Raw genomic sequence first — 23,155 nt, 5'->3', positions numbered from 1 at the left:
TTACCAACCTGTATTTTGAATCAATTGATTATTACGGATTAAAACATCTTCGCTAAGAGGCCATAAATAATCTCGCTGCCTAAAAACAGGATTAAATACATTTTGCACTCTATAATAGCCTTCTTCACTTTCCTGAAAAACATCCCATCCTTGTATCGCTTTATTTAATTCGACATGAGCTGTTTTCCATCTTTTTACATCCCAATACCTATTCCCTTCCAATGCCAACTCGATCATTCTTTCCTTGTGAATGATTTCCCTTAATCCTTCTTTTGTAGTGTATTTGTTAGGGCTACTGGAATAATTGGACCAGGATTCCTGTACTGAGGTCAATCCGGCCCTATTCCTTACTCTATTTATATATTCATAAGCTTCTGTTGTAGGCCCGTTAGCTTCATTTTCAGCTTCGGCGTATAATAAATATAAGTCTGCTAATCGCATCATAGGCCAAGGGTACCAATTTTGAGTATAGGAATTAGTTTCAATAACATTCTGATAATTAATAAGCTTCTTAGGCCAGTACCCGGTAGCGGAATAATCGGTTATTACCAACACTCCGGCAGCCTGTCCGAGTTTTCCCTGTATGTAAAATAGATTGCTGGCATCGTCTTCGTATCGTCCCTGCCCATACCATATTCCGCCGTCGAAGCCTAAAGTCGCATAAAACCTGTTTTCTCTATTGAAATGTAATGCAGCAGTAGTGTATCCTTTCTTAATATTGTACTTATCATCTTCTCCAGCTGTTTTTAAATCATACCTGTTTTGATAATCATACTCTATATCTTCTTCAATGGGAACACCATTATCCGAATAGAACATTTCAGCAATTGCCAATGGTGGCGCATAAGCCCCCTCCATTCCGGCATGGCTTCTTGAAGGATTCCATGTACGAGGCGTTACTACCGACTGGTCAAGAACACTTGAAGCATTCGACCAAATAATTTCACTATTCCATCGCTCCGTTATACTATTCCTAATATTCATTTGTGTAATTGTAGTATCGGAAAGAATGGCTTGTGAAGACGGCACGGAATTAGGATCGAATTGATATAAAGAATGGCCTGCCGAATGTGCTACTTCTATGGCTTCTTTACAGGCCTGGGCTGCAAGTTTCCATTTGTCTTCACTATAGGTCTGGCTTATTAGTGGTGTACCTTCATTATTCAACATGGAAGCATAATCGGTATTTCCATTAAATAAAGGACTTGCTCCCAAAGTTAATACCTGGGCTTTCAACATTGCTGCTATCGGCTTAGTAATCCTTCCTGCCTCATTAACCGGATTCTCTATTACTTCAGGTAGACTTCCTATAGCTTCATCCAGCAATTCCACTATATAGTTTACCACATCCTCAACAGGTTCTCGAGGTACTTTTGCATCGTCCGGACTAACATCTATCGGCAAACTTTCACGGATTACCGGAATAGGGCCATAAGACCTCATTAACCAATAATGGTAAAAAGCCTTTAAGAACTTAACTTCAGCAATCCATCTGCTTCGTTCGCTTTCTTCTATATCTGGAACTTTATGTACATTTTCCAAAAAAATATTACAATCGCGAATACCTCCGTATAGGTCGCCGGCATTATTGCCACCTTCCCAATAATTAAATAAAGGGTTAACTATATTTTGAAAACCTTTCGCCAGGGAAAGGCCGGTAGCGCTATTGCTGGGCACTCCCCATAATTCACCTCCGGACAGCATTCCCGGATTATTAAACACACTTCCCTGCCTAGGTATCCATGAATAACACGTGAACAAATACCCTTCAGCTGTATCTCGTAATGCAAATGCATCATCTAATGTAGCAACATTATCAGGAATCAAATCCAGATATTCATCGCAAGACCACAATGCTGTTAGTAACAGCACTAAAAAAATTCTTTTTCTCATTCCAGTTATTTTATAATGAAGCATTAACACCAAAATTAATTACCCTTTGAATCGGATATCCCAAACCATTTCCGGCCATTTCCACATCCCATAATTTAAATTTAGAGAAGGTTAGCAGGTTAGTCCCATTAGCATAAAAACGTAAACTTTTAAGCCCTATCTTCTCTATGGCATTTTCAGGAATAGAATATCCAAACTCCAGTTGTTTCAACCTTAAAAATTGGCCGTCCCTCATAAACCAGGTACTGCGCTGTTCGTTATTTATTACGTGTGTCGTACTCAATCGCGGCCAAAGCGCATATAGGTCCTTATTATCCTCAGACCAATGACTATCTGCATACACCTGTAGCAATTGGTTTTCGAGCACTTTTCCTGAATTATCCGAATTATTATACTGATATGAAGCAAAAGGAGAGGTTGCAGAAGGATCTATCCAGAATGAAGATCTGGCCGACCCCTGAAAGAATACGGAAAAATCAAATCCTTTATATCCGGAAGATAACCCGAAACCGTATATTATTTCAGGAGTAGTAGGATATCCGATAGGGACCTGGTCGAGTTCTGTTATCCTTCCATCGTTATTAACATCAAAATACTTGATATCACCGCCTCTAGCCACATCTATTTGATTACCAAAAATTTGTTCCGGAGAATTCAATACTTCCTCATCATCTATAAACAGGCGTTCGGCTATATAACCCCACTGCTGTCTTAAACTAAGTCCTACCCTGCTTTTCCATGGTTCGTTGGCATAAACAGGCTCTTCATAAACCTTAAATTCACTTGTAGCATAGGTGAAATTCCCCATCCCCTGAATCCATAATCCATTTCCAAAAGCATGGTCATAATTAAATTGTATGTCTACACCTTCTGAGGTCGCTTCCCCAATATTTGCAAATATGCTTGCAGACAAACCCATGGTGGCAGGCACATCCCCCCTTCGCATGAAGATATTCTTTCTATGCTCTTTAAATACTTCTGCAGTAATATCGACCTTGTTAAAAAACCCCAGTTCTAAAGCCAAATTACTTTTATATGCCTTTTCCCAGGTAATACTAGGATTAGGATATCTGTTTACCGTAATTCCGCTTTTATAGTTCCCTCTATCGGTTCCAAAGGTAAACCCCCTACCAGAATTATTCATATTAACTTCCGATATGTATTGAAAACGGTCATTATTACCGCCGACAGCATCATTTCCAACGATTCCGTAACTTCCTCTTACCTTTAACTTATCAATATAGGGCTTAACCGGTTCCCAAAATGATTCATTAGATACACTCCATGCTGCCCCTACCGACGGAAAAAAACCAAATCGGTTGTCTTTATGGAAGCGTTCTGACCCGTTATATCCAAAATTGAATTCAGCAAAATAACGATTGTCGTATCCGTAAGTAGCTCTTCCTGAAAGCCCTAAGTTTCTAAAAGGCAGTGATTCCTGCAACGTCGACCCTTGATTGCTAAGCCGGTTTCTCAGTATATACACTAACAAACCACTTAGCGTATGCTTCTTGTTAAATGTTCTTTCGTAATTAAGTGCCGCTTCCATATATGTAGTCGTTCCAACTTCTGTCCCTCCCCTGTTATAATCCAGATACTCTCTTCCTTCTTCCTTATTTAAAGTTTCATAAACGTACTCTCCGGTGAAGAAATCTGTTCCCAACATTTTATAATAAAACGGAATGTATTCTCTTCGAACATCAAAAAATGAGTTTCGCGTTGTGTTTATAAGCCCCCTAAAGTTTAACCCTTCAGTAATAAAACCAAGATCTTGTTTCAATTCTAACTGAGCCAGCATTCTTGATCTTGAATATTCACGATATCCTTTTACAAGGTCTGCATACGGATTCAGGTAATCACCTGTACCGTCGTTACCAAACAGTATATGATTTATATACCTTTGATCTGTCCCTTTCGGATAAAAAGGAGCAAAACGTGCAGGAGAAGTTCTCATTATATTCCTATACACCTGTTGCCCTCCGCTTAAAGGTCCTATATAATCATCGAAAGATCCGTTAAGCCTTACGATCATTTCTGTAGTACTGCTCAGATCAATATTAACGTTTGAACGTAACGAATATGTTTTAAGACTGATATTGTTATTAAAATCATTCTCTTTCGGTACTTTCAGTATTCCGCTATCGTGGTTGAATGCTCCAGAAACCATATACCGCGCTATTTTACCACCTCCCGAAATACTCATATTTATTCTCTGATTGATAGTTACGTCGTTAATAAGGTCATCTCTCCAATCTACGGAAGGATATAAATACGGGTCTGTTCCGGCTATTGTTCCTTCAATTTTAGAAAGTGAATATGCCTGATCAGCTAATGGATCTCTCGTAGAAGTTGCTTCTCTATGCAAACGCATATATGTTACGGCATCTGCTAATTCTACTTCACGTATTGGTGCGGAAACCGAAGTTTCATATCTGAAATTAAGTTTTGCCGGTCCCTCTTTCCCTTGTTTGGTTGTTATTAAAATAACTCCATTGGCTCCTCGGGCCCCATAAATTGCCGTAGCCGTTGCATCTTTTAAGATGGAAAAGCTCGCTATATCATCGGGTACCAAACGGGCCAGATCGGTTGTTGTAACCTCCACATTATCTATTAAAATTAAAGGATCAACCTTATAGCCGAATGTAGTTACCCCTCTGATAAAGAATTCTGCATTGTCCAAACCGGGTTCTCCACTGCGTTGGTATGCTATCATTCCGGCTACTCGTCCTGAAAGTGCTGTAGTTAAATTGCTCGAAGGTACTTTAAGTTCTTCCGGATCTATGGTTGTAATAGAAGATACCATACTCTCTTTCTTTTGAGTGCCAAACCCGACAACAACAACTTCATCCAATGCGCCCATGTCTTCTTCCAACTGGACATTCAGGACTCTTCGTTCTCCCACTGTAATTTTTTTGGTCTTCATCCCGATGTATGAAAACTCCAGGACACTATTATTAGTTGTTAACTGTATGCTATAATTACCGTCAAAATCGGTAGAAGTTCCCGTAGAGGTTCCTAAAGCAACTACAGAAACTCCTACTAACGGCACACCGTCAGGCGAAGTGACAACTCCGGTAACTACCTCTTGAGCTAAAACCTTCATACTCCAAAGAGGCACAATGAATACACTCAAAAACAGAACAAATAATAAGCCCCGGCTTTGAGACAAGCTCAAGCTATTCATTAAAATTTTTCTCATAATTGTTAGTTGGTTAATTTTATTGTGTACAATTAATAATGAATCATCCATAAATACAATCGATTGTATTTATGTTTCAAATAAAAGATGCCTGTTTGTATAAAAAACATTATCACTATTAATAATGGGTTTAGATGTGGATTTTGAAAAATTTGTACTCCCTTTTTTCATAATCTATTCAATTTTGGTTAATAAAAAATTAATGATTCATACAATGTTAATAAAACTAACCCAATAATACAAACGATTGTATTGTTAAATTAAAATAATATTAGCTATTAATAATTAAAATTAATGGGAAAACCCCGATAATTCCGGGGTCTTGATTAACTTAAAAAGTTGAAGGAATTACCTCAATATTTACATATGAGGTACAAATTCTAAAAAAGATACAAGTCCCCGGATGAAATTCTTAAGGAATATTTCACAAGAATAAGCATCGGATATTAAAACGAATCAAACTCCAACTTTTCCAAGACACTACCATCCAAACCAAGCATTTTTACGGTTAACTTACTATCGGTAACCTGTCCGAGTATACACGTTGCCGCTTCAGGCTTGGGACCACCGCCTATCAGTTGTCCATATGGATGCATGTTATTGGGCGGAAAGTAGGCATGCCTATGGGTATGTCCTGAAATAACAAGTTGTACTTTTCCTTTAACCAGGAGATCGTTCCACTTATCATACCCGTCTTGGCAGATCCAGCCCTTATGTCCCTCTACACCCCATATGGCAGGCCATTGCTCAGGAACTTCAGCATCCCATACCAATGGGATATGTGTAAACACAATTCTAAAAGGGGCATCGGCAAACCACGATTCACTTATTGTTTTTTCCAGCCATTGTGCTTGTTCTGTCCTGAATTTTTCAAAATCGAGTAATCCTGCATAGGCATCATGATTGTCGGGTTTATCTTCTCCCGTATCCAATACAATACACGAAAGTGGCCCTTGACGAAATCCGTAATAATAACTGCCGCCAGGCCCGGCCAAGTAGCTTTCCAAACACCTGGCATCCCTACCCCTGACATCGTGATTACCCCTTGAAAGCATTAAGGGTACAGCCAATGAAGAAGCCTGACTTCCATGCTTAAAAAACTGGTCTATAATCTGTTCTTCGTTAAATATATTGTTGGTAATGTCTCCATTCCATAAAAGAAAGTCCGGCTGCTGTTCTTTTAACATCGCTACCAAACGTAGCAGGGTTTCTTCGTTCTCATGCGTGTCGTTCCAACAAGCAAAAGTAGCTGTTTCTGCTTCACTGTTAAGGGTTTTAAAATGCAATAGTTCACTTTTAATGCTGTCTACCTGCTTGTGAGCATAATTGTTCTTATAGGTAATCTTACTTAGATGTACCCTGAAAAAATAGGTCACTCCTGGTTCCAGATCTATTAATTTAAATCTTAACACGCGGTCCGATGCAGGCAACATACCATTATGAGCCCCGGTTGAACGAAATCCGAGCTTACTTGTCGTTCCATATTCTACCCAGGCTGTTGAATATCCTTTTGGAACAACCACTATTTCTATTCTATCCGAATCTATATTGGTTAATAAAGGTGGCGATTTAAACCCTACTTCATCTTCACTTTCTTCCGTATTTCCTGTATTGCTCCATAAAGGAACGAACGTAAATGCAGCACCGGCTATTGAAACAGTAGTAACATTCTTTATAAAATTCCTTCTGTCTGTTCCTTTTTTTGAATCTTTCACGTGTTTAAATTTTAAATGATTTCCGATTGTAAATGAATTATAAAACCCGCTTCCAAAACGATTATAAAAAGGGAAAAAACCAGTAACCTTCGTTTTAATTTCATTCTTATTGTTTTAGCTCGTTTTTAAGTGGTATATGTACATTGTATGTTGGCTTCGGGTCATTTCCTTCTGTATCAAACTCTCTTACTGCACAAAAAAGGACTTCAGGGTTTCCTTTTTCATCAAACAAAATTTGCGGGCGTTCCAAGTTCTTTACTTTTGTAGTGTCTCCTCCTTCCCAAACGATTTCCGTTTTTGACACCAGTATATTCTCTGACGGCTTCCAATTCAGTCCATCTTCAGACTGAAACAGCGCCAATGATTTATGCCCAGTATATTTCGCGTACATATCTTTAACCACGGCATAATACTTCCGGTTTTGATACCAGACATAGGGGTCTTCAGCTGTTGCTTCTGTAAGCAGGGTCTCCTCTGCTATGGTAAATGGTCCGGCAGGGCTGTCGGATACAGCCAAACAATGGATAGGATCAAACTTTCCTGATTTTTCAGCCCCGGGTTTACGTGCTTTAAACATCATTAAATACTTACCTTCAGGAGTTTTCACCACACTCGGATTCACCATATATCCATGAGCAGGTTTTCCCTCCTGATAATCTATTAACGGTTCAGGAAGCACCTCCCATGGTCCGGCCGGGTTATCGGCTATGGCCACACCAATTCGCTGTGTAAATATATGGTTCATCCAATCGCTGAGCCCCAAGTCTTCTTTTTTATGAGATATAAAATAAAGGTAATATTTATTATCAAACTTCTTTATATGCGGGTTATGTGCAGCTTCTTCATTCCAATGCCCTTTTCCAAAACCCGTCAGTAAAACTTTTTTGAAAGTATAAGGTCCCGTTGCAGAAGCTGCGGTTGCATACGCTATATCCGAATCTTTCAACCATCCCTGAAATCCGGTTCTATACGGCCAGCGTGCATAGAACATATGGTAGGTGCCATCTTCAGACTTTACTACACTCCCTCCCCATACATTGTACCCGGAGTCTTTATGTACAGCATATTCGGGTATAGGCTGGATCATTGCTCCGAGATTTACATCTACTTCTAAAACTTCTTTTATTTGCTTTTTTTTACTTTCTGTCTTGCACCCCATGCTTAAAGCCATCGCAACGATCCCTGTAAAAAGAATATATGCTTTTATATTTATTTGCTTTCTCATAAATATAGCCTTAGTAAGTATTGACTTTATACTGCTTTTGCAAATTCTCAAGCCTCTCTTTTAAATCTTTGATTAATGATTGGTGTTTCTCATTTCCGTATAAGTTTTTCATTTCATCCGGATCTGTTTGTAAGTCATATAGCTCCCATTCATCCATATCTTCATAAAAATGAATTAATTTATATCTGTCTGTCCGGATTCCGTAATGTTTTTTTACTCCGTGTTCGTTTGGTGATTCGTAGTATTGATAATAAATAGCATCCCTCCAGTTTATTTCTTTTCCGGTTAACAGAGGTTTTACGGACATTCCCTGCATATCATCCGGAATATCTATTCCTGCAAAATCTAAAAAGGTAGGTGCATAGTCTATATTCTGTACCATTTGAGTCACAGTTCCTGAGGTTTTAATTCTTTCGGGAAAACGCATCAATAAAGGAGTTCGCAACGATTGCTCATACATATACCTTTTATCGAACCAACCGTGTTCGCCCATATAAAACCCCTGATCGGAAGTATAGACAACCAATGTATTATCTTTGAGTTCCTGTTTATCTAAATAATCCAACAACCTTCCTACATTATCATCCAGCGAACGGATAACTTTCAGATAATCATTCATATAGCGCTGATATTTCCAAATAGCCAGTTCATCGTCTGTTAAACCTGCTTCTTTAAATTGTTTTAATATGGGTGTATAATAAGCATCCCAAATTTCTTTTTGTTCGGGAGTCATCAAATTATACATATTGAGATACCCTTTCCTGTACTTACTCTGTATGGAATCGTCATTCATTTTAAGATCATAAACAAGATCCATGTCTTTAATAATACTCATCTTATTCAGTTTGGCAGCTTTCCTCCCCTTATAGTCATCAAAGAAGTTTTCCGGAATTTCATATTCATTTTCTGATAAAGAATCAAGCATTGTTATATTAGGCTGCCATATTCTGTGAGCTGCTTTATGGTGTACCAGCAAACAAAAGGGTTGATCTTTTTTTCTGTTATCCAGCCATTTGATAGCCTTATCAGTAATCACATCCGTTACATAACCCTGTGAAGCTTTTTTAACCCCATTTTCAATAAAGGTAGAATTATAGTAATTCCCCTGACCGATAAGAACTTCCCAATTATCGAAACCGGTCGGATTACTTTTTAGATGCCACTTCCCCACAAGAGACGTTTGATATCCTGCACTTTGCAGGTACTTGGCAAAATTTGGCTGGGTGTTGTCAAAAGTTGTAAAATTATCTATCTGCCCGTTCATATGACTGTGTTTTCCCGTTAGCATCACAGCCCGGCTGGGCCCGCAAATAGAATTACTGACAAAACTATTGGTAAAAACAACTCCTTCTTCTGCTATTCTATCGAGGTTCGGAGTATGGATATAACGATCGTCATAGGCACTTAATGTCTGATATGAATGATCGTCACTCATAATAAATACGATATTTGGCTGTTGATCGCCTTCATTTTTTCCGACTTTTTCAGAACAGCTAAGACCGGTTAATAATATGAATATTAAAAGATAAAAGGTATACTTTTTCATTTCCTTATCTAGATTTTAGGTTTTTGATATCTGATACCCGGATCTCCGGAATTGTCATCCGTTTTAATGACTATAACTACGGGTTTCGTCTGTTTTTGAGAGGATCGGTAATGAACTATAAACTTATTCTCTCCACAGGCCTCTATATTTAGTTCCCCGGAAGGGTTTTCAAGCAAATAGGCTTTCCGGATTTTTATTTTATCAGGTGTCTGTATTTTATACATTCCCGATATGGGATGATTAAATATCACCATATATTTTTCATTCGTTTTCCTGTTGACGGTATAATATCCCCAATCCTGCTTTTCCCACGGAAGGTGACCACAGTTATATATCACTGTTGCATTGCTGTTCATCCACTCTCCTATTTCTGCCGCTATCGTTGTTTCCTCTTCTCTTATACTTCCATTTCCATCCGGGCCGAAGTTCAGGACAAAATTCCCTCCCAGGGAGACTGCTTTTACCAGCATCTCTATAAGCTCATTACTTGTTTTTACATGTCCCCGCCAATCGGAATGATATCCCCATTGATTTTCCGGGACTGTCATCACACAATCCCAATCATTTCCGTGTACTTCTTCGATAGTATTTGGCATTTTTCGCTCCCATCCCTGCTCATAATCTCCCATCATATTGCCATTAGCATCAAAATGCCTGTTCCCAAAATCATCCGGACGAAAACGGCTGCCAATAATTAGCCCCGGGATCATTGCCCTCAGTTCTTTATCCAGATCCGACACATAGGCTGCCTGTTCTTTCCATGCACTATCCCAGGTACCGTCGAACCACAAACCTTTGGTTTGGGGATATAATTCGAGCAGTTCCAACAACTGCTTTCTGGTAAATTCTTTAAAACCATCATATGCTACTCTATCTTCTTCCGTTTCAATTTTCGCCCGATAACCCGGGTGATTCCAATCAATTATTGAAAAGTAAAGATACACATCTACTCCTGCTTCATCATAAGCCTCGACCAGCTGTTTTATAATATCTCTTTTATAAGGCGTATTTGCTATGGTATAATCGGTAAATTCACTTGGCCATAAACAGAAGCCGTCGTGATGCTTTGTGGTTATGATAACGTATTTAGCTCCCATGTCTTTTGCCTGTCTTGCCCATGCTTTTGCGTTAAACTGTTTCGGGTTAAATTGCTTATACAGCTCGTCATATGCCTCTTTCGGCATTTCTTTCCACGATCGAATCCATTCGGCAGCTCCGGGATAATATTTTCCTTTCCAGTGCCCTCCCGGTATTGCATAAACACCCCAATGGATAAACTGTCCTAAACCATAGTTACGCCAATGCTCCATATGCCTGTCGGTACGTTTCCCTATCCGTTCGGCTCCATACTTCAATGTCTGGTTGCTATTTTTGGTTTGATTTTGACTATGGCCAACGATGACACATAGGAATAACAAGCTCAGGAATTTTTTAAATCGTATTTTCTTCATGGTTTTCAGTTTTTTATTTTTACGTCGTACAACCCTGTATTACCATCTTCCAGGAGAGGCATCAGGCTATCGACCAATGTTTTTTGTTCTCCGGCTACATTAAACATTTCATAGGGGTCTTTTTTATAATCAAACAACTCTATTGCCGGTTTTTCTTGTCTTTGATACCTGGTTAAACGGTACCATTCAGTCCTGAGAGAAATCCCCTTATTGAAATAACTATAAGCTATGTCCTTTCTGTTGCCATCATGGTTAACACTGAGAAGCTCTTTCAGACTCTTTCCTTTTGTCTTATATGGCATTTCAAGTCCTGTCAAATCCATTATTGTAGGGTAAATATCGACCGTGCTTACCACATTCCTGTTTATGGTTGCATTTTTAGTGGATAGATTTGAAGGAGTCCTGATAATAAGCGGACTATGCAGTGCTTTTTCGAAACAGGTGTGTTTTCCCCACATTCTGTGATCTCCGAGTTGCCAGCCGTGATCTCCCCACAAAATAACAATGGTGTTATCGGCAAGACCTTCTTCTTTTAATGTTTTCAGTACTTTCCCTACCTGAGCATCAACATAGCTTACACTCGCATAATAAGCATGCTTTAATTTACGGGCATACTGTTCTGAAGCGGGCTTAAGCAACGTAGGCTTTTCTTTTCCCAGTTTATACTGATTAAACTCCCCGTTATTATTCAAGCTCGACAGATGTACACCTCTTGGAAGTTCGCTTCCATTCGACAGGGGAATCTTATCTTCATCGTAAAGATCCCAGTATTTTTTCGGGGCATTGAAAGGCAAATGAGGTTTAAAAAAACCAACAGCCAAAAAGAAAGGTTTCTTATTTTGTCTGAGCTCTTTCAGTTTTTGCGAAGCCAGGTTTGCAGATAGCCCATCTACATATCCTTCGTCTGAAACATCTGCCTGTTCATAGGGTTCGACCTCTTTTTTCAGGTCATTACGGTTCGAACCGTCCGCATATCCGAAAAAAGCTTTCTGTCCGTTCCCCCATTTCCCGGGATTGAATATCATCTCGTCCCAGCTATATGGCAGTTCCGGAGAGATACTGTCGGTACCTTTAGCCTGATTATATACCAAACCGTCCGGATGGTGACTTATTTTCCCGATCCCCACTGTATGATATCCATTTCTTTTCAGGTGATGAATAAAGGTTTCAGGAGTCTCTTTCTCAGGTTGATAGGTGTTCTTTTTCACGAACACATGATTACTTATGTCTTCCGGAGAATAAGGCAGTTTTCCTGAAAGAAGGGCATAACGGGAAGCGCCACAAGTCGGTACGGTTGTATAATGGTTTTTAAAAAGGGTTCCTTCTTTTGCCAAAGCATCAATATGGGGGCTCCGGATCAACGGATTCCCGTAACACCCTAATTCCGGCCTCAGGTCATCTACTGCAATGAAAAGAATATTAGGCTTGTTTAACGGCAATTTTTGGCCAGGTTCTAAGTTACAGGCGGACATGAATACTGTTATCAGACCAAAAAATATGCTATGTTGATATTTCCTAAACATATTGTATAAGTTAATTAAAAAAGAGACCAGATAACCCGGTCCCTTTTTCATTTAAAAACTCAAAACAAAACATAACTATCTTAGAAATCATCGGTTCAGGTGGAAAAAGTACTTCCTGCGAAGAAGTCCACCGTTAAAACCAACATACTATTTTAATATACAATTTCATGTCGTAACCTTAAACAATACTACTAAAAAAGAGTCATTCATCCAATCGTTTGCTATTTTTTTATACAAACGCCCTAAAAACTTCTCTTAATGCAGTTCTTTTATCTGATGAACGGTCCTGAAAAAATCAGTACTTTTCTATGTCGTACCGGTCAGGATGCAATTGGTTATATTGTTTATCATGCGAAAGTCCGAGAAAGATCGGTTCTTTCAAGTCTGACATCCAGTCTTCTAACAATCTTTCACACTTCTTTTTCATCCGTACCTGCCTATCTATGATATTCTCATTTTCACTGATATCGCGGTCCAGATTAAATAATTCATCTAATTTACCGGTGGCATTAACAAGTTTAAGATCGTTGGTCCTTATTGCATAACTTCCTTTATCAAATTGTCTCCAATATAAAGCCTGATGGGGAACAGATCGCTTTTTGCCTGTTAGAAAAGGGAGCAGGTTAACTCCATCTAATTTATTTTTTGGTTCAGCGCCTGAAACAGCGGAAACGGTTGCAAAAATATCGAGAGAAATTATCGGGTCATGGTATGTTATTCCTGATGGAATTGTCCCTTTCCATTGCATGGCGAACGGTACCCTGAGACCTCCTTCATACAACCATCCTTTACCTTCTCGTAATGGCCCGTTATCAGATCCGTTATGAACTTCAGGCCCGCCATTATCCGAAAGGAAATACACGATCGTATTTTTATCCAACCCGCTACTTTCTAATGCATTCAACAATAAGCCCACCCCGTCATCGACGGCACTCACCATTGCAGCATAGGTTCTTCTTTTCTTATTCTCAATATGCCTAAATCTGTTTAAGTACTTTTCTGTAGCCTGCAAAGGGGCATGAGGTGCATTATAAGCTAAATATAGAAAAAACGGCGTTTCTCTTTTAGTACTTATAAAACTCACGGCTTCCCTCGACAGGGCATCGGTTAAGTATTCGGTTTCGTTAACCCTGGTATCATTTCTCAACAACTTTGTCTTGTAGGCCGAATATTGACTCGTCAGTTCCGACAGATCATTTAAAATCCAATCTTCAGGAAAATAGTAATGGCCTCCTGTCAAGAACCCAAAAAATTCATCAAACCCACGCTTTAACGGCCTGAGTTCTTTGTGGCCTCCCAAATGCCATTTTCCAATGGCCATGCTTTGATATCCCTCGCGCTTCAGTACTGTAGCCAGGGTTTCTTCTGAAAGCGGCAGTCCTTGTTTGATATCGTTTGGGGCAAAAAGCGGATTTCTGCCGAAACCAAACCTGTCCTGATATCTTCCGGTTATCAAACCGGCCCGGCTTGGCCCGCAAACCGGATTGGTTACATATCCGTTGGTAAATTTGACTCCATTCGCAGCAATCCGGTCTATATTTGGTGTCGGAATGTCTTCACAACCATTAAAGCCCACATCTTTATACCCCATGTCATCTACCAAAACAATGATTACATTCGGCTTCCCTTTATGGTCTTGAGATACCACTCTTTGGATACATACCAAATTTAATATCGTACACAGAGCGACGACCCCTGTTTTTTTAAAATGTACTTTCATTCTTTCCGGTTTTTTTGTTTTTCTCCAAACTGCTCCTGTTGTTTTTCCACTTGTTTCAACTTCAACTGATTCAGTTCTTTCCTCAGTTTTGCAATTTCTTTTTGAAGGTCGGCTTCGGATTCTTTCTTTTTGGATGTATGCTTGTCTTTCAGACCATAATCCGCTAATTCAGTATCAGCATACAACTGTTCGGTCTTCGGCGGGATACTATTAAATGTAAGCTCAGCTTCCATCGGCCTTTGTGTTGCCTGTGGCGTTACGTATGCCTTCACGGTAATCCTGCCCGGATTGGTCGTGGCCCGGATCAAAACGGGAGCAGTTCCCCACGTTACCTTTCGGGGGTTTTCTATTAAAGAAGAGTCTCCTATAATTTCACCTTCACCTTCTATTTCAAACTGAATTGTACTGTTGTTTAAATGTTTGACTGTTCCTTTCCGGTCGGTCACAGCAGCTACAAGGGTCACAAAATCCGAACCATCGGCTACGAGGTCAGTACCTTCATTATCCAGCCACAATCTTATTTTCTCCGGACGGTATGCAGGGAAAACAGTATCGGTAGCAGCCAGCTTACCATTTATATAACCTTCAGCCAGTAAATACACTTCGGCGTGTTTTCTTTTGCGGGTCTGTTGTTTTATTTCCATAAAATGATACACATCCTCAAAAACGACAGGAGGTGACGGCATTCCTCTTTCTTCTTTTTCTTTTTTATACACCATCGTATTACCATCTTTAAATGCCGTTAACCGTACCTCATCACAATTAGAATACACCGTAACATCTCCTTCCGAGAAAGGGGTCATTTCATTGGCTATATATACCATAGGTCCAGACGCTGCAATTTTATTTTTTTCTTCAGGATCCCGCTGGGCCATAAACATATAATAGGCATATTTAGGTTGCCGGTAACTATCCATAAGGCCTCCGTAAAAAGGATCGGGATGGTAACCCCGCTGATGATCGAACGAATGCCACAGGGCTCCTCCCACATGTTGCCTGCCCGTTTTATAGAGAACGTCGTACGAGGTAAAAGGGTAAGAAGGATTTGCATAGTGTTTTGCCTGTACTAACATTGGTTTTTCCCCCCATCCGCGGTATACCCTGCTTGTAGAGTTATGCGAATTCCAGTCATCTACATTATCTCCCCATTCTCTTGTAAAATATGTTTTGGTTTCATCAATATCTTCGGCTCCCCAGCCTTCGTTGCCTGCTTTTGGGTGTGCAAACTGCACGGAATAATAATTACTTCCTTTTGCGTGATTATCACAAGCGGTATATGAATTTTTATACGGAAATTCTTCTTCTACTATTTCTTTGGCCCTTTTCGCAAAATAATCGGGATACCAGGTTTCATTCAAAATGGGTTCCCACAGGAATAATGATGCCCGGTTCCTGTCTCTGCGAACCATATTCCGTATATCGTCGTACACTCTTTTCTCGAAGCCGGGATCTTTATTCCAGAATTGCCATCCGGGGGTATTGACTATTACAAACAATCCGAGTTCATCGCAAGCATCCATAAAAGCAGGATCCTGCGGATAATGGGCATTCCTGATTACTTTTAGTCCGGCATCTCTCAATTTTTTGGCATCCCGCCAGTGGATATTGTTAGAAACGGCATTACCTACAATCGCAAAATCCTGATGTCGGTTAGCACCGATCAGTGGCTTCGGATAAGGTTTTCCATTGAGGTAAAAACCTTCCTTCCCTTTAAATTCTATGCTTCTTATTCCTATCCGCCTGGTATAACCATCTATAATCTTTCCATCTTCGTCGTGTAGTTCTATTTGTAGTTTATACAAATAAGGATTTTCAGGCGACCAAAGCTTTGGGGTATTGAGTGTAAATCGGGAATAAGAAAAAACAGCATTGTTCCGGTTTATCTTCAGTTCTTTTTTAAGTTCTTCAACCGGATTATTTTTATCATCTAAAAACCGGTATATCACATTCCCTTTAAAGGACTTCTTACGGTCATTTTTCAAATGAAGTTTCAGCAATATATCGGCCGCGGTTTCCTTCACATTATCGTATGCTACAACAACCCCGCCTCCGGCAACCTCATTTTCAAAATTAGGGTCTGTGATATAAACATGATTATGGGCTACCAACCAACAATCTCTGTAGATCCCACCAAAATACGCAAAATCCAATACGCTTTGTTCTTTCCCGGGAGGATAAGAAGGATCGTCACTATTATCGGCCCACACGGCTATAACATTGTCTTTATTCCATTCTAAATAATCAGAAATATCAATAACAACGGGGAGATACCCTCCAAAATGCTCTTTAACGGATTTTCCGTTTATCCATATTTCAGATTTCCCCATAATGGCTTCGAAGTGAAGGAATATTTTTTTCCCTTTAAGTTTATCGTCCGGGGTAAAGTGTTTTCTGTACCATACCTCTCCCTGATAATTTATACCTCCGCTTGCTTCTTCAGGCAGGTATTCTATACCATTCGGAAGATTTACAACTGTCCAACCGGAATCGTCAAGGCCTTTTCTATATCCATCCTTTACTCTTCCCTTGTAAAAACGCCATGCCACATTCATTGAAGATACCGTTCTGCCTGAGTTTTCAAGTTCATAAAAACCGGCCGTCGAAAATTCAGGTTGCTGTGCAACCAAAGTAAAAACTGAAATGAAAAGAATGCTGAAAATGCTTAAATCCTTTTTCATAAAAGATGCTCTTAAATACGAATAGTAAAACATCAGAACTTCTGGTCCTGATGTTTCACTTTAATTAAATGTAAGCAAATTACCGATTATTAAACAGAAACCATTAACCGGTAGGTTTTGTAAATTTGTAATGTCGCTACCAATTCGGGTTTTGTTCCAGATTTGGATTCAAAGCAATCTCTTCGGTTGCAAATGGCCATAAATAATCTTTGTTCGGATCAAAAGAACGAGTATCAGCTGACTGAAATAGGATATAATTGTTCTCATCGGTCGGAGGCACTACCTCACTTCCAAACTCAGCGAAATAATAATTACCCAATATTGGTTTAGGCAATTCGATTTCGGCTGTTTTCCACCTGATCAGATCCCAGTACCTGAAGCCTTCCAATGCCAATTCTACTCTACGCTCTCTTCTTATTTCTTCCCGCATGTTCAAACCGTTTGATGAAACGAAAGTATTGGTTAAATCAGGCATGTTTACGCTTGGTCTTTTTCTTAATTGATTAATTGAAATATTCAAGTCAGCTTCCGATATCTGATCATCAAGTTCAAATGAAGCTTCGGCGTAATTTAATAAGACCTCTGCATATCTTATTATTGCATAATCTATAAAAGATCTTTGATTAGTCCAGTCTTCAGTACTGATATACCTACGATTTGCAAATCCTGTAACTTGAAATTGTAATGCTGGAATTGTAAACTCCGGCTGAGTTCCTATATATTCATTTCCTTCTTTCAAGAATGTATAATCCATTCTTGGATCTCTATTTTCAAAGACCTCTATAATGCTTTGTGGTGTATTATACATAGGGGAAACATCAATTGGCAATCCATCAACCATTAAGTATGCATCTGCTAAAGCCTTCGTAGGATTAGCCGCTCCTTGCTCTAAATTTCGCTGTGAATTATGGGATACTATTATATTATCCATACTCTGTCCATAAATCCTGACTAATATATTCTCTTTATTATCAGGTCCGTCACCTTCATATTGAAAGAGATCATAATAAGAGTCTAATAATTCGTGTTCATTCGAATTAATCACTTTCAGAGCTGCTTCCTTTGCCAAGCTTAAATGTTGGTTTGGGTTTCCATAACCATGAAATTTTGATCTGGTACCTTCAAAAAGCGCTACACGTGATTTTAAGGCCCAAGCAGTAGTTTTTGTGATTCGTCCAAAGTCAGAACCATTCATCTGGCTTGGCAACTGTAAATTAACTCCTGAAAAATCAAGATCTTCATAAATGGCATCCAAGACTTCTTCTCGGGAAGCCTGTGGCGCTTGCAACTCTTCCGCATTTTCATTAAGAGTCTTTAAAATAAGCGGCACCCCTCCATATCGTTGCATTAATCCAAAATAAGCCCAGGCCCTAAAAAATTTAGCTTCGGCTACATAAATATTTACAACTTCTTGAGATATTCCTTTTTCAACTACTAGACCTGATTTTTCAATAATATTATTAGCCGCTCTGATCAACCTATAGCTACTACTATAAAACCCATCAGAACCCGGAACCAGTCTGCTCCCATCACTTATTCCATTAGTTCCTCTTCCCGTGGCATCATCAGACCATACATCCGATGTAACAGGAAGTCCGGGTAAAAAAGTATACATGTAGTTAGCTGCCGCTTTAAGATCAGACTCTGTATTCCAAAAAGAAGGATCTGAAATACTTGTTTCAGGTATCCGATCCACCTCACAGGATAAAAACCCTATAGCTATCAGGGTTAAAAATATTTTATATTTATATTTATTCATGATGATATTTTTAAAATTTAAAATGACAAATTAACGCCGAAAGCTGCAAAGGCAAATACCGGATAATCGGCTCTTACATTATTTCTTTGTTCCGGATCAAAAACTCCCTCAAAAACTCCCAGTTTAGTGAAAGTTAGTATGTTTTCTGCAGATGCATACACCCTGAATCTACTTATCCCGACCGTCTCTAGGGTCTTTTTCGACAATGAATACCCTAATTGTATATTTTTAATTCTTACATAACTACCATCTAGCACCCATCTATCGGAGGGAACATAATTATGAGTTCCTCCTAGATAAGGGCGAGGGAATGCTGCATCTGAATTATCGGGAGTCCAGTAGTCAGCATGATGTTTTTGAGCAGTGAACCATGATTGAGCATAAGGCATAATCATATCCCTTAATGGCATGAAGCTTCTCTTTCCTACTCCTTGAATAAATAAACTGAAATCTAAATTTTTATAATCCGCGGCAAGATTAACTCCATAAAAATATCTTGGTTGAGTTGAGCCCAGCATCACAAGATCACCTGGATCATCCGTGGTACCTCCACCTTGATTTATTACACCATCTCCATTTTGGTCTACGTATTCTATATCACCTATGCCTGTCCTGTTATTATGAAAAGGAGCATTATCTAATTGTGCCTGTGTTTCAATATAACCATCTACAGTTTCATATCCCCAAATAGTATTTACCGAATATCCTTGAATTAAACTATTATTTCCAGCCCTAACAATACTTCTCCCTTCTCCATAGTCAACAAGTTCATTTTGGCTATCAGAAAGATTAAAACCTATATTAAAATTAAAGTGATCTCCGATTTGATCTTTATAATTCATGGTTAACTCCCACCCCTTGGTTTCTAACTTACCTTGATTCACCCGTGGAGCATTTACCCCAAATGTCCCTGGTAGATCAAGGGGAATCAGCATATTTTCATTTTTCTTAGTATAATAGTCAAAGGTTATATTAAATCTATTCTTTAAAAATCCCAGATCAATACCAAAATTTGTAGTTTCTACAGTTTCCCATGCTAAAGTTGAGGAAGGCACTCCATTCTGATAAAAATAGGTCGCTCGTCCTTCATCGGCCCCAAGAACCAATCCCGAACCTGTTTGAAGAATTGGCAAATAATCGTAATAACCAATAATATCAGCATTTGCATTCCCCAACTGTCCCCACGAAACCCTTGGTTTAAATTCATTAAAATATGGAAGAACACTTGAGAACCAATTTTCCTTGTGCATATTCCATCCAAAAGAAGCAGACGGGAACCATTTAACTCTAGAGTCCGGAGCCAATCTGGAAGTCTCATCCATTCTAATTGTTCCTTCTAACAAATATTTACCATCAAAATTATAGTTCAGTCTCCCAAAAACAGACTGAGTAGCATACGTTATAACATTTTGAGTATTATTATAACTTGTTCGCTCTCCTATGTTTAATGTCGGAAGATCATTAATTACTAGGTTATTAGCAAAAGCATTAATACCATCCTTTCTGTAATCTTCCCACTGATAACCTAGAAGTGCATGAAAATTATGTTTATTAATATTTAAATCATAATCCGTTAAAAACTGAAAATTCTCATGCTCTATAATCTCTCTGTATAAAGTTAGACTGTTAGGATTATTCAAATAGGAAATTGGTTCAAATCTACCCCAGAGGGCTACAGTCCTTTTAAAATTTTCATAATCGTATGTTCTAAATTTTCTACCATATATAGAACGGATCTGTAATCCTTTCACAAAATCTTTTGCCGTTAAAGTTACTATCCCATCCAGTTCATTTACTTCCTTATCAGTATAGCCTCCTTCTTTTAATGTACCATAAGCTCTGGATGCTCCTCCTGCAATTCTTCCTTCAGGAGTAAAAATAGGATATCTCCCTCTGTCTTGATTTATATACTGAAAAAAGCTATAGTCATTTGTCCCCTGGGAAGGTTGGTCTCGGTTGTGAACTGCATATGAGACTTTAGTGTCTAGATTTAAATGTTTAGTTAATTCTGCATTTAAATTAATTCTTGTATTATACCTTCTAAATTTATCGGGACCAACTTTAAACACCCCATCCTGTTCAATATATCCCATTGAAGCCAGATATTTAATTTTTTCCGACCCGCCACTAGCTCTTAAGTTATGTGTCTGCATAAAAGAAACATCTCTCAAAAGCACATCTCTTGTATCTGTAGTATTATAATAGATATAACGATTTGGGTCATTAGGGTTTACTACATATTGAACACCTGCTTTAATACGCTCGATATCCAATTCGCTGTATTCAGGACCTACCCCTGCATTTGCCCTCGCTAAATTGGAGTATTCAGCTTCTTCCAACAAACTTAACCTCTCAGGCAAATTTATAGCCCAAGAACCTGACACCTGACTTGAAAAATCAATCTTTGTTTTACCTGCTTTACCGCCTTTTGTTTTTATCAATATAACTCCTCCGGCAGCTTGTACTCCATAAATGGCTGCAGCTGCTGCATCTTTTAACACTGAAACTGACTCTATATCATTCGGATTTAACGTTTGACTTAATGTTAATGTGGAAGATGGAACTCCATCAATAATAATTAAGGGATCAACATTTCCATTTGCAGAACTAAGCCCCCTTATTTGAATATTCAGAGATTCTTCTCCTGGTTGACCAGAAGCTCTTGTTATACTTAAACCAGAAGTTGTACCTTGCAATGCTGAAGTAAAATTTGTTACAGGCCTGTCTTCTAAAGCCTCAGAAGATACTATTGAAACCGCTCCAGTTAAATTAGCCTTCTTTTGAGTTCCGTACCCGACAACTACAACTTCGTCTAATTGTGATACGTCCTCTTTAAGAACGACATTAATGGTACTTTTTCCTGATACTGTTACAGTTTGCTTAACAAAGCCTACATAGCTGAATTCTAATATCGGATTGCCACCACTCACCTGGATTTCGTATATCCCGTCAAAATCTGTTGCAACTCCGCTGCTTGTTCCCTGCAGCAATACATTCACTCCGGGAATGGGGGCGCCTGTTTCATCAGTCACCTTTCCTTTTACAATCGATTGTATTTTGTCTTCAAAAAGCGAATTAGCAAAAACGCTTGTTGTCAGAAGACAAAACAGAAGTAAAAAGCAACCAATTCTAGTTGTCTTTTCATTTGCATAATGCCTGTAATTCATAATTTATTAAGTTATTTAGTTAAAATTGGTTAATTCATTAGGACAATATTAAAAAAGATTTTACAAAAATACAATCGTTTGTATGTATATTTTCATAATTAATTCTATACATGAGTGGGAATTATTAGCATTATACCATCATTTTTGGCTTATCGGTAAGAAAATGTAAAAAGAATTCAAATCAGAAATTCAGAATGACGACAAGAATCCATACCGCCATTATATTTTCCCATTTTTGGATGTTTACCTGTTGGTTGAGTCTCTTTTAATCAATGTCGGGTTTAAAATAAGCGTCCTGTCCAGAACTTTCTCTTTAGAATTTATATTCTCGATCAAAAGGTTGCAGGCAGTTCTCCCTATCTCAAATCCAGACTGGTCTATGGTTGTTAGCGAAGGTTCTATAGCTTCGGATATTGGTTCATTACTAAAGCCTACAATAGCAATATCATCCGGGATCCGTTTCCCTTTCTTTTTCAAATATTTCATAGCTCCTATGGCCGCCACATCATTGGCAGAAAAAACACCGTCTATATCGCTATGCTTATGTAGCAAATCCTGTATCATCTCCTTCCCGTCGACCTCCATCAGGGTAGACGAAACCACCAGGTCATCATTGAATCCGATCCCATGATCCTCAAGAGCCTCTTTATATCCTCTAAGCCTGTTCTTATATATCTCCAAAGACTGCGGACCGGAGAAATGTACTATTTTCCTACATCCTTTTTCGATCAAATGAGATACTGCTTCATAGGAAGCCCGGGTATCATCAATAAGCACTTTACTACTTTGTTCCATAGCTGAACAATGGCGATCAAAAAATACCAACGGGACATTGTTATCTTTTAAAAATTTCAGGTGATCACACGCTACTGTTTCCATAGATACGGAGATCAAAACCCCGTCTACCCTGTTCGACCACAAATTATTAAGGATGCTTTTTTCCCGATCTAATTTTTCCATCGACTGGCAGATAATCACATTGTATCCAGCTACAAAGGCTGCTTCTTCTATCCCTGCTATCGTTGAAGAAAAGAAATGACGTGAAATCCTGGGTACTATAACACCAATAGTATTTGATTTGTTTCTCCTAAGATTAGATGCGATCAGGTTTCTTCGATATCCTAATTCCTTTGCCTTGGCCAGCACTTTTTCTTTGGTTTTTTGAGTTACCCGATCACTATTATTCAAAGCTCTGGAAACCGTACTACTATCAATCCCCAGGGCTTTTGCTATTTCGTGTATCGTTGCATTTCCTTTTTTCATTTATATCTAAATCGTA

The 23,155-nt window shown here is 38.8% G+C and carries 12 protein-coding genes; all 12 read right to left on the bottom strand.

Annotated features, from left to right (window positions below):
• The 12 genes from MQE36_RS10310 to MQE36_RS10255 all read right to left on the bottom strand — a co-directional run bounded on the left by MQE36_RS10310 (position 1) and on the right by MQE36_RS10255 (position 23,139).
• Positions 1 to 1,893, bottom strand: a complete 1,893-nt coding sequence (locus tag MQE36_RS10310; protein ID WP_242935897.1) for a RagB/SusD family nutrient uptake outer membrane protein — start codon at positions 1,891 to 1,893, stop codon at positions 1 to 3.
• A gap of 10 nt (positions 1,894 to 1,903) precedes the next feature.
• The gene (locus MQE36_RS10305) at positions 1,904 to 5,092 is read right to left on the bottom strand and encodes a SusC/RagA family TonB-linked outer membrane protein (protein WP_242935896.1); all 3,189 of its coding nucleotides are present in this window, start codon (positions 5,090 to 5,092) and stop codon (positions 1,904 to 1,906) included.
• 446 nt (positions 5,093 to 5,538) lie between these two features.
• Positions 5,539 to 6,807, bottom strand: coding sequence for a metallophosphoesterase family protein (locus MQE36_RS10300; RefSeq protein WP_242935895.1), 1,269 nt, complete (start codon positions 6,805 to 6,807; stop codon positions 5,539 to 5,541).
• Positions 6,808 to 6,913: 106 nt separating this feature from the next.
• Entirely contained in the window at positions 6,914 to 8,032 is a 1,119-nt protein-coding gene (locus MQE36_RS10295; RefSeq protein ID WP_242935894.1) for a glycoside hydrolase family protein, read from the bottom strand.
• 10 nt (positions 8,033 to 8,042) lie between these two features.
• On the bottom strand, positions 8,043 to 9,578 hold the full coding sequence (locus MQE36_RS10290; RefSeq protein ID WP_242935893.1) for a sulfatase family protein: 1,536 nt from the start codon (positions 9,576 to 9,578) through the stop codon (positions 8,043 to 8,045).
• A gap of 8 nt (positions 9,579 to 9,586) precedes the next feature.
• Positions 9,587 to 11,029: an alpha-L-fucosidase gene (locus tag MQE36_RS10285; protein ID WP_242935892.1), complete on the bottom strand. Its 1,443-nt coding sequence runs from the start codon at positions 11,027 to 11,029 to the stop codon at positions 9,587 to 9,589.
• 5 nt (positions 11,030 to 11,034) lie between these two features.
• The gene (locus tag MQE36_RS10280; RefSeq protein ID WP_242935891.1) at positions 11,035 to 12,468 is read right to left on the bottom strand and encodes a sulfatase; all 1,434 of its coding nucleotides are present in this window, start codon (positions 12,466 to 12,468) and stop codon (positions 11,035 to 11,037) included.
• Between the two features lie 379 nt (positions 12,469 to 12,847).
• Positions 12,848 to 14,272 (bottom strand): sulfatase-like hydrolase/transferase, encoded by a 1,425-nt coding sequence (locus MQE36_RS10275; protein ID WP_242935890.1) that lies wholly within the window; start codon positions 14,270 to 14,272, stop codon positions 12,848 to 12,850.
• Complete coding sequence (locus MQE36_RS10270) at positions 14,269 to 16,950, bottom strand: glycoside hydrolase family 2 protein (RefSeq protein WP_242935889.1); 2,682 nt, start codon at positions 16,948 to 16,950, stop codon at positions 14,269 to 14,271. Before MQE36_RS10270 ends, MQE36_RS10275 begins: the two co-directional genes overlap by 4 nt.
• A 136-nt stretch (positions 16,951 to 17,086) precedes the next feature.
• Positions 17,087 to 18,709 carry a RagB/SusD family nutrient uptake outer membrane protein gene (locus tag MQE36_RS10265; RefSeq protein ID WP_242935888.1) on the bottom strand — a complete coding sequence of 541 codons (1,623 nt, stop codon included), beginning with the start codon at positions 18,707 to 18,709 and terminating at the stop codon, positions 17,087 to 17,089.
• A gap of 17 nt (positions 18,710 to 18,726) precedes the next feature.
• Positions 18,727 to 21,876: a SusC/RagA family TonB-linked outer membrane protein gene (locus MQE36_RS10260; RefSeq protein WP_242935887.1), complete on the bottom strand. Its 3,150-nt coding sequence runs from the start codon at positions 21,874 to 21,876 to the stop codon at positions 18,727 to 18,729.
• 243 nt (positions 21,877 to 22,119) lie between these two features.
• A complete protein-coding gene (locus MQE36_RS10255) occupies positions 22,120 to 23,139 on the bottom strand; it encodes a LacI family DNA-binding transcriptional regulator (protein WP_242935886.1) in 1,020 nt (339 codons plus the stop codon).
• Positions 23,140 to 23,155 lie beyond the last annotated feature (16 nt).

This window comes from Zhouia spongiae (genome assembly GCF_022760175.1).
In the GTDB taxonomy this organism is placed as follows: Bacteria; Bacteroidota; Bacteroidia; order Flavobacteriales; family Flavobacteriaceae; genus Zhouia; species Zhouia spongiae.
This window is presented reverse-complemented; position numbering and strand designations above follow the sequence as displayed.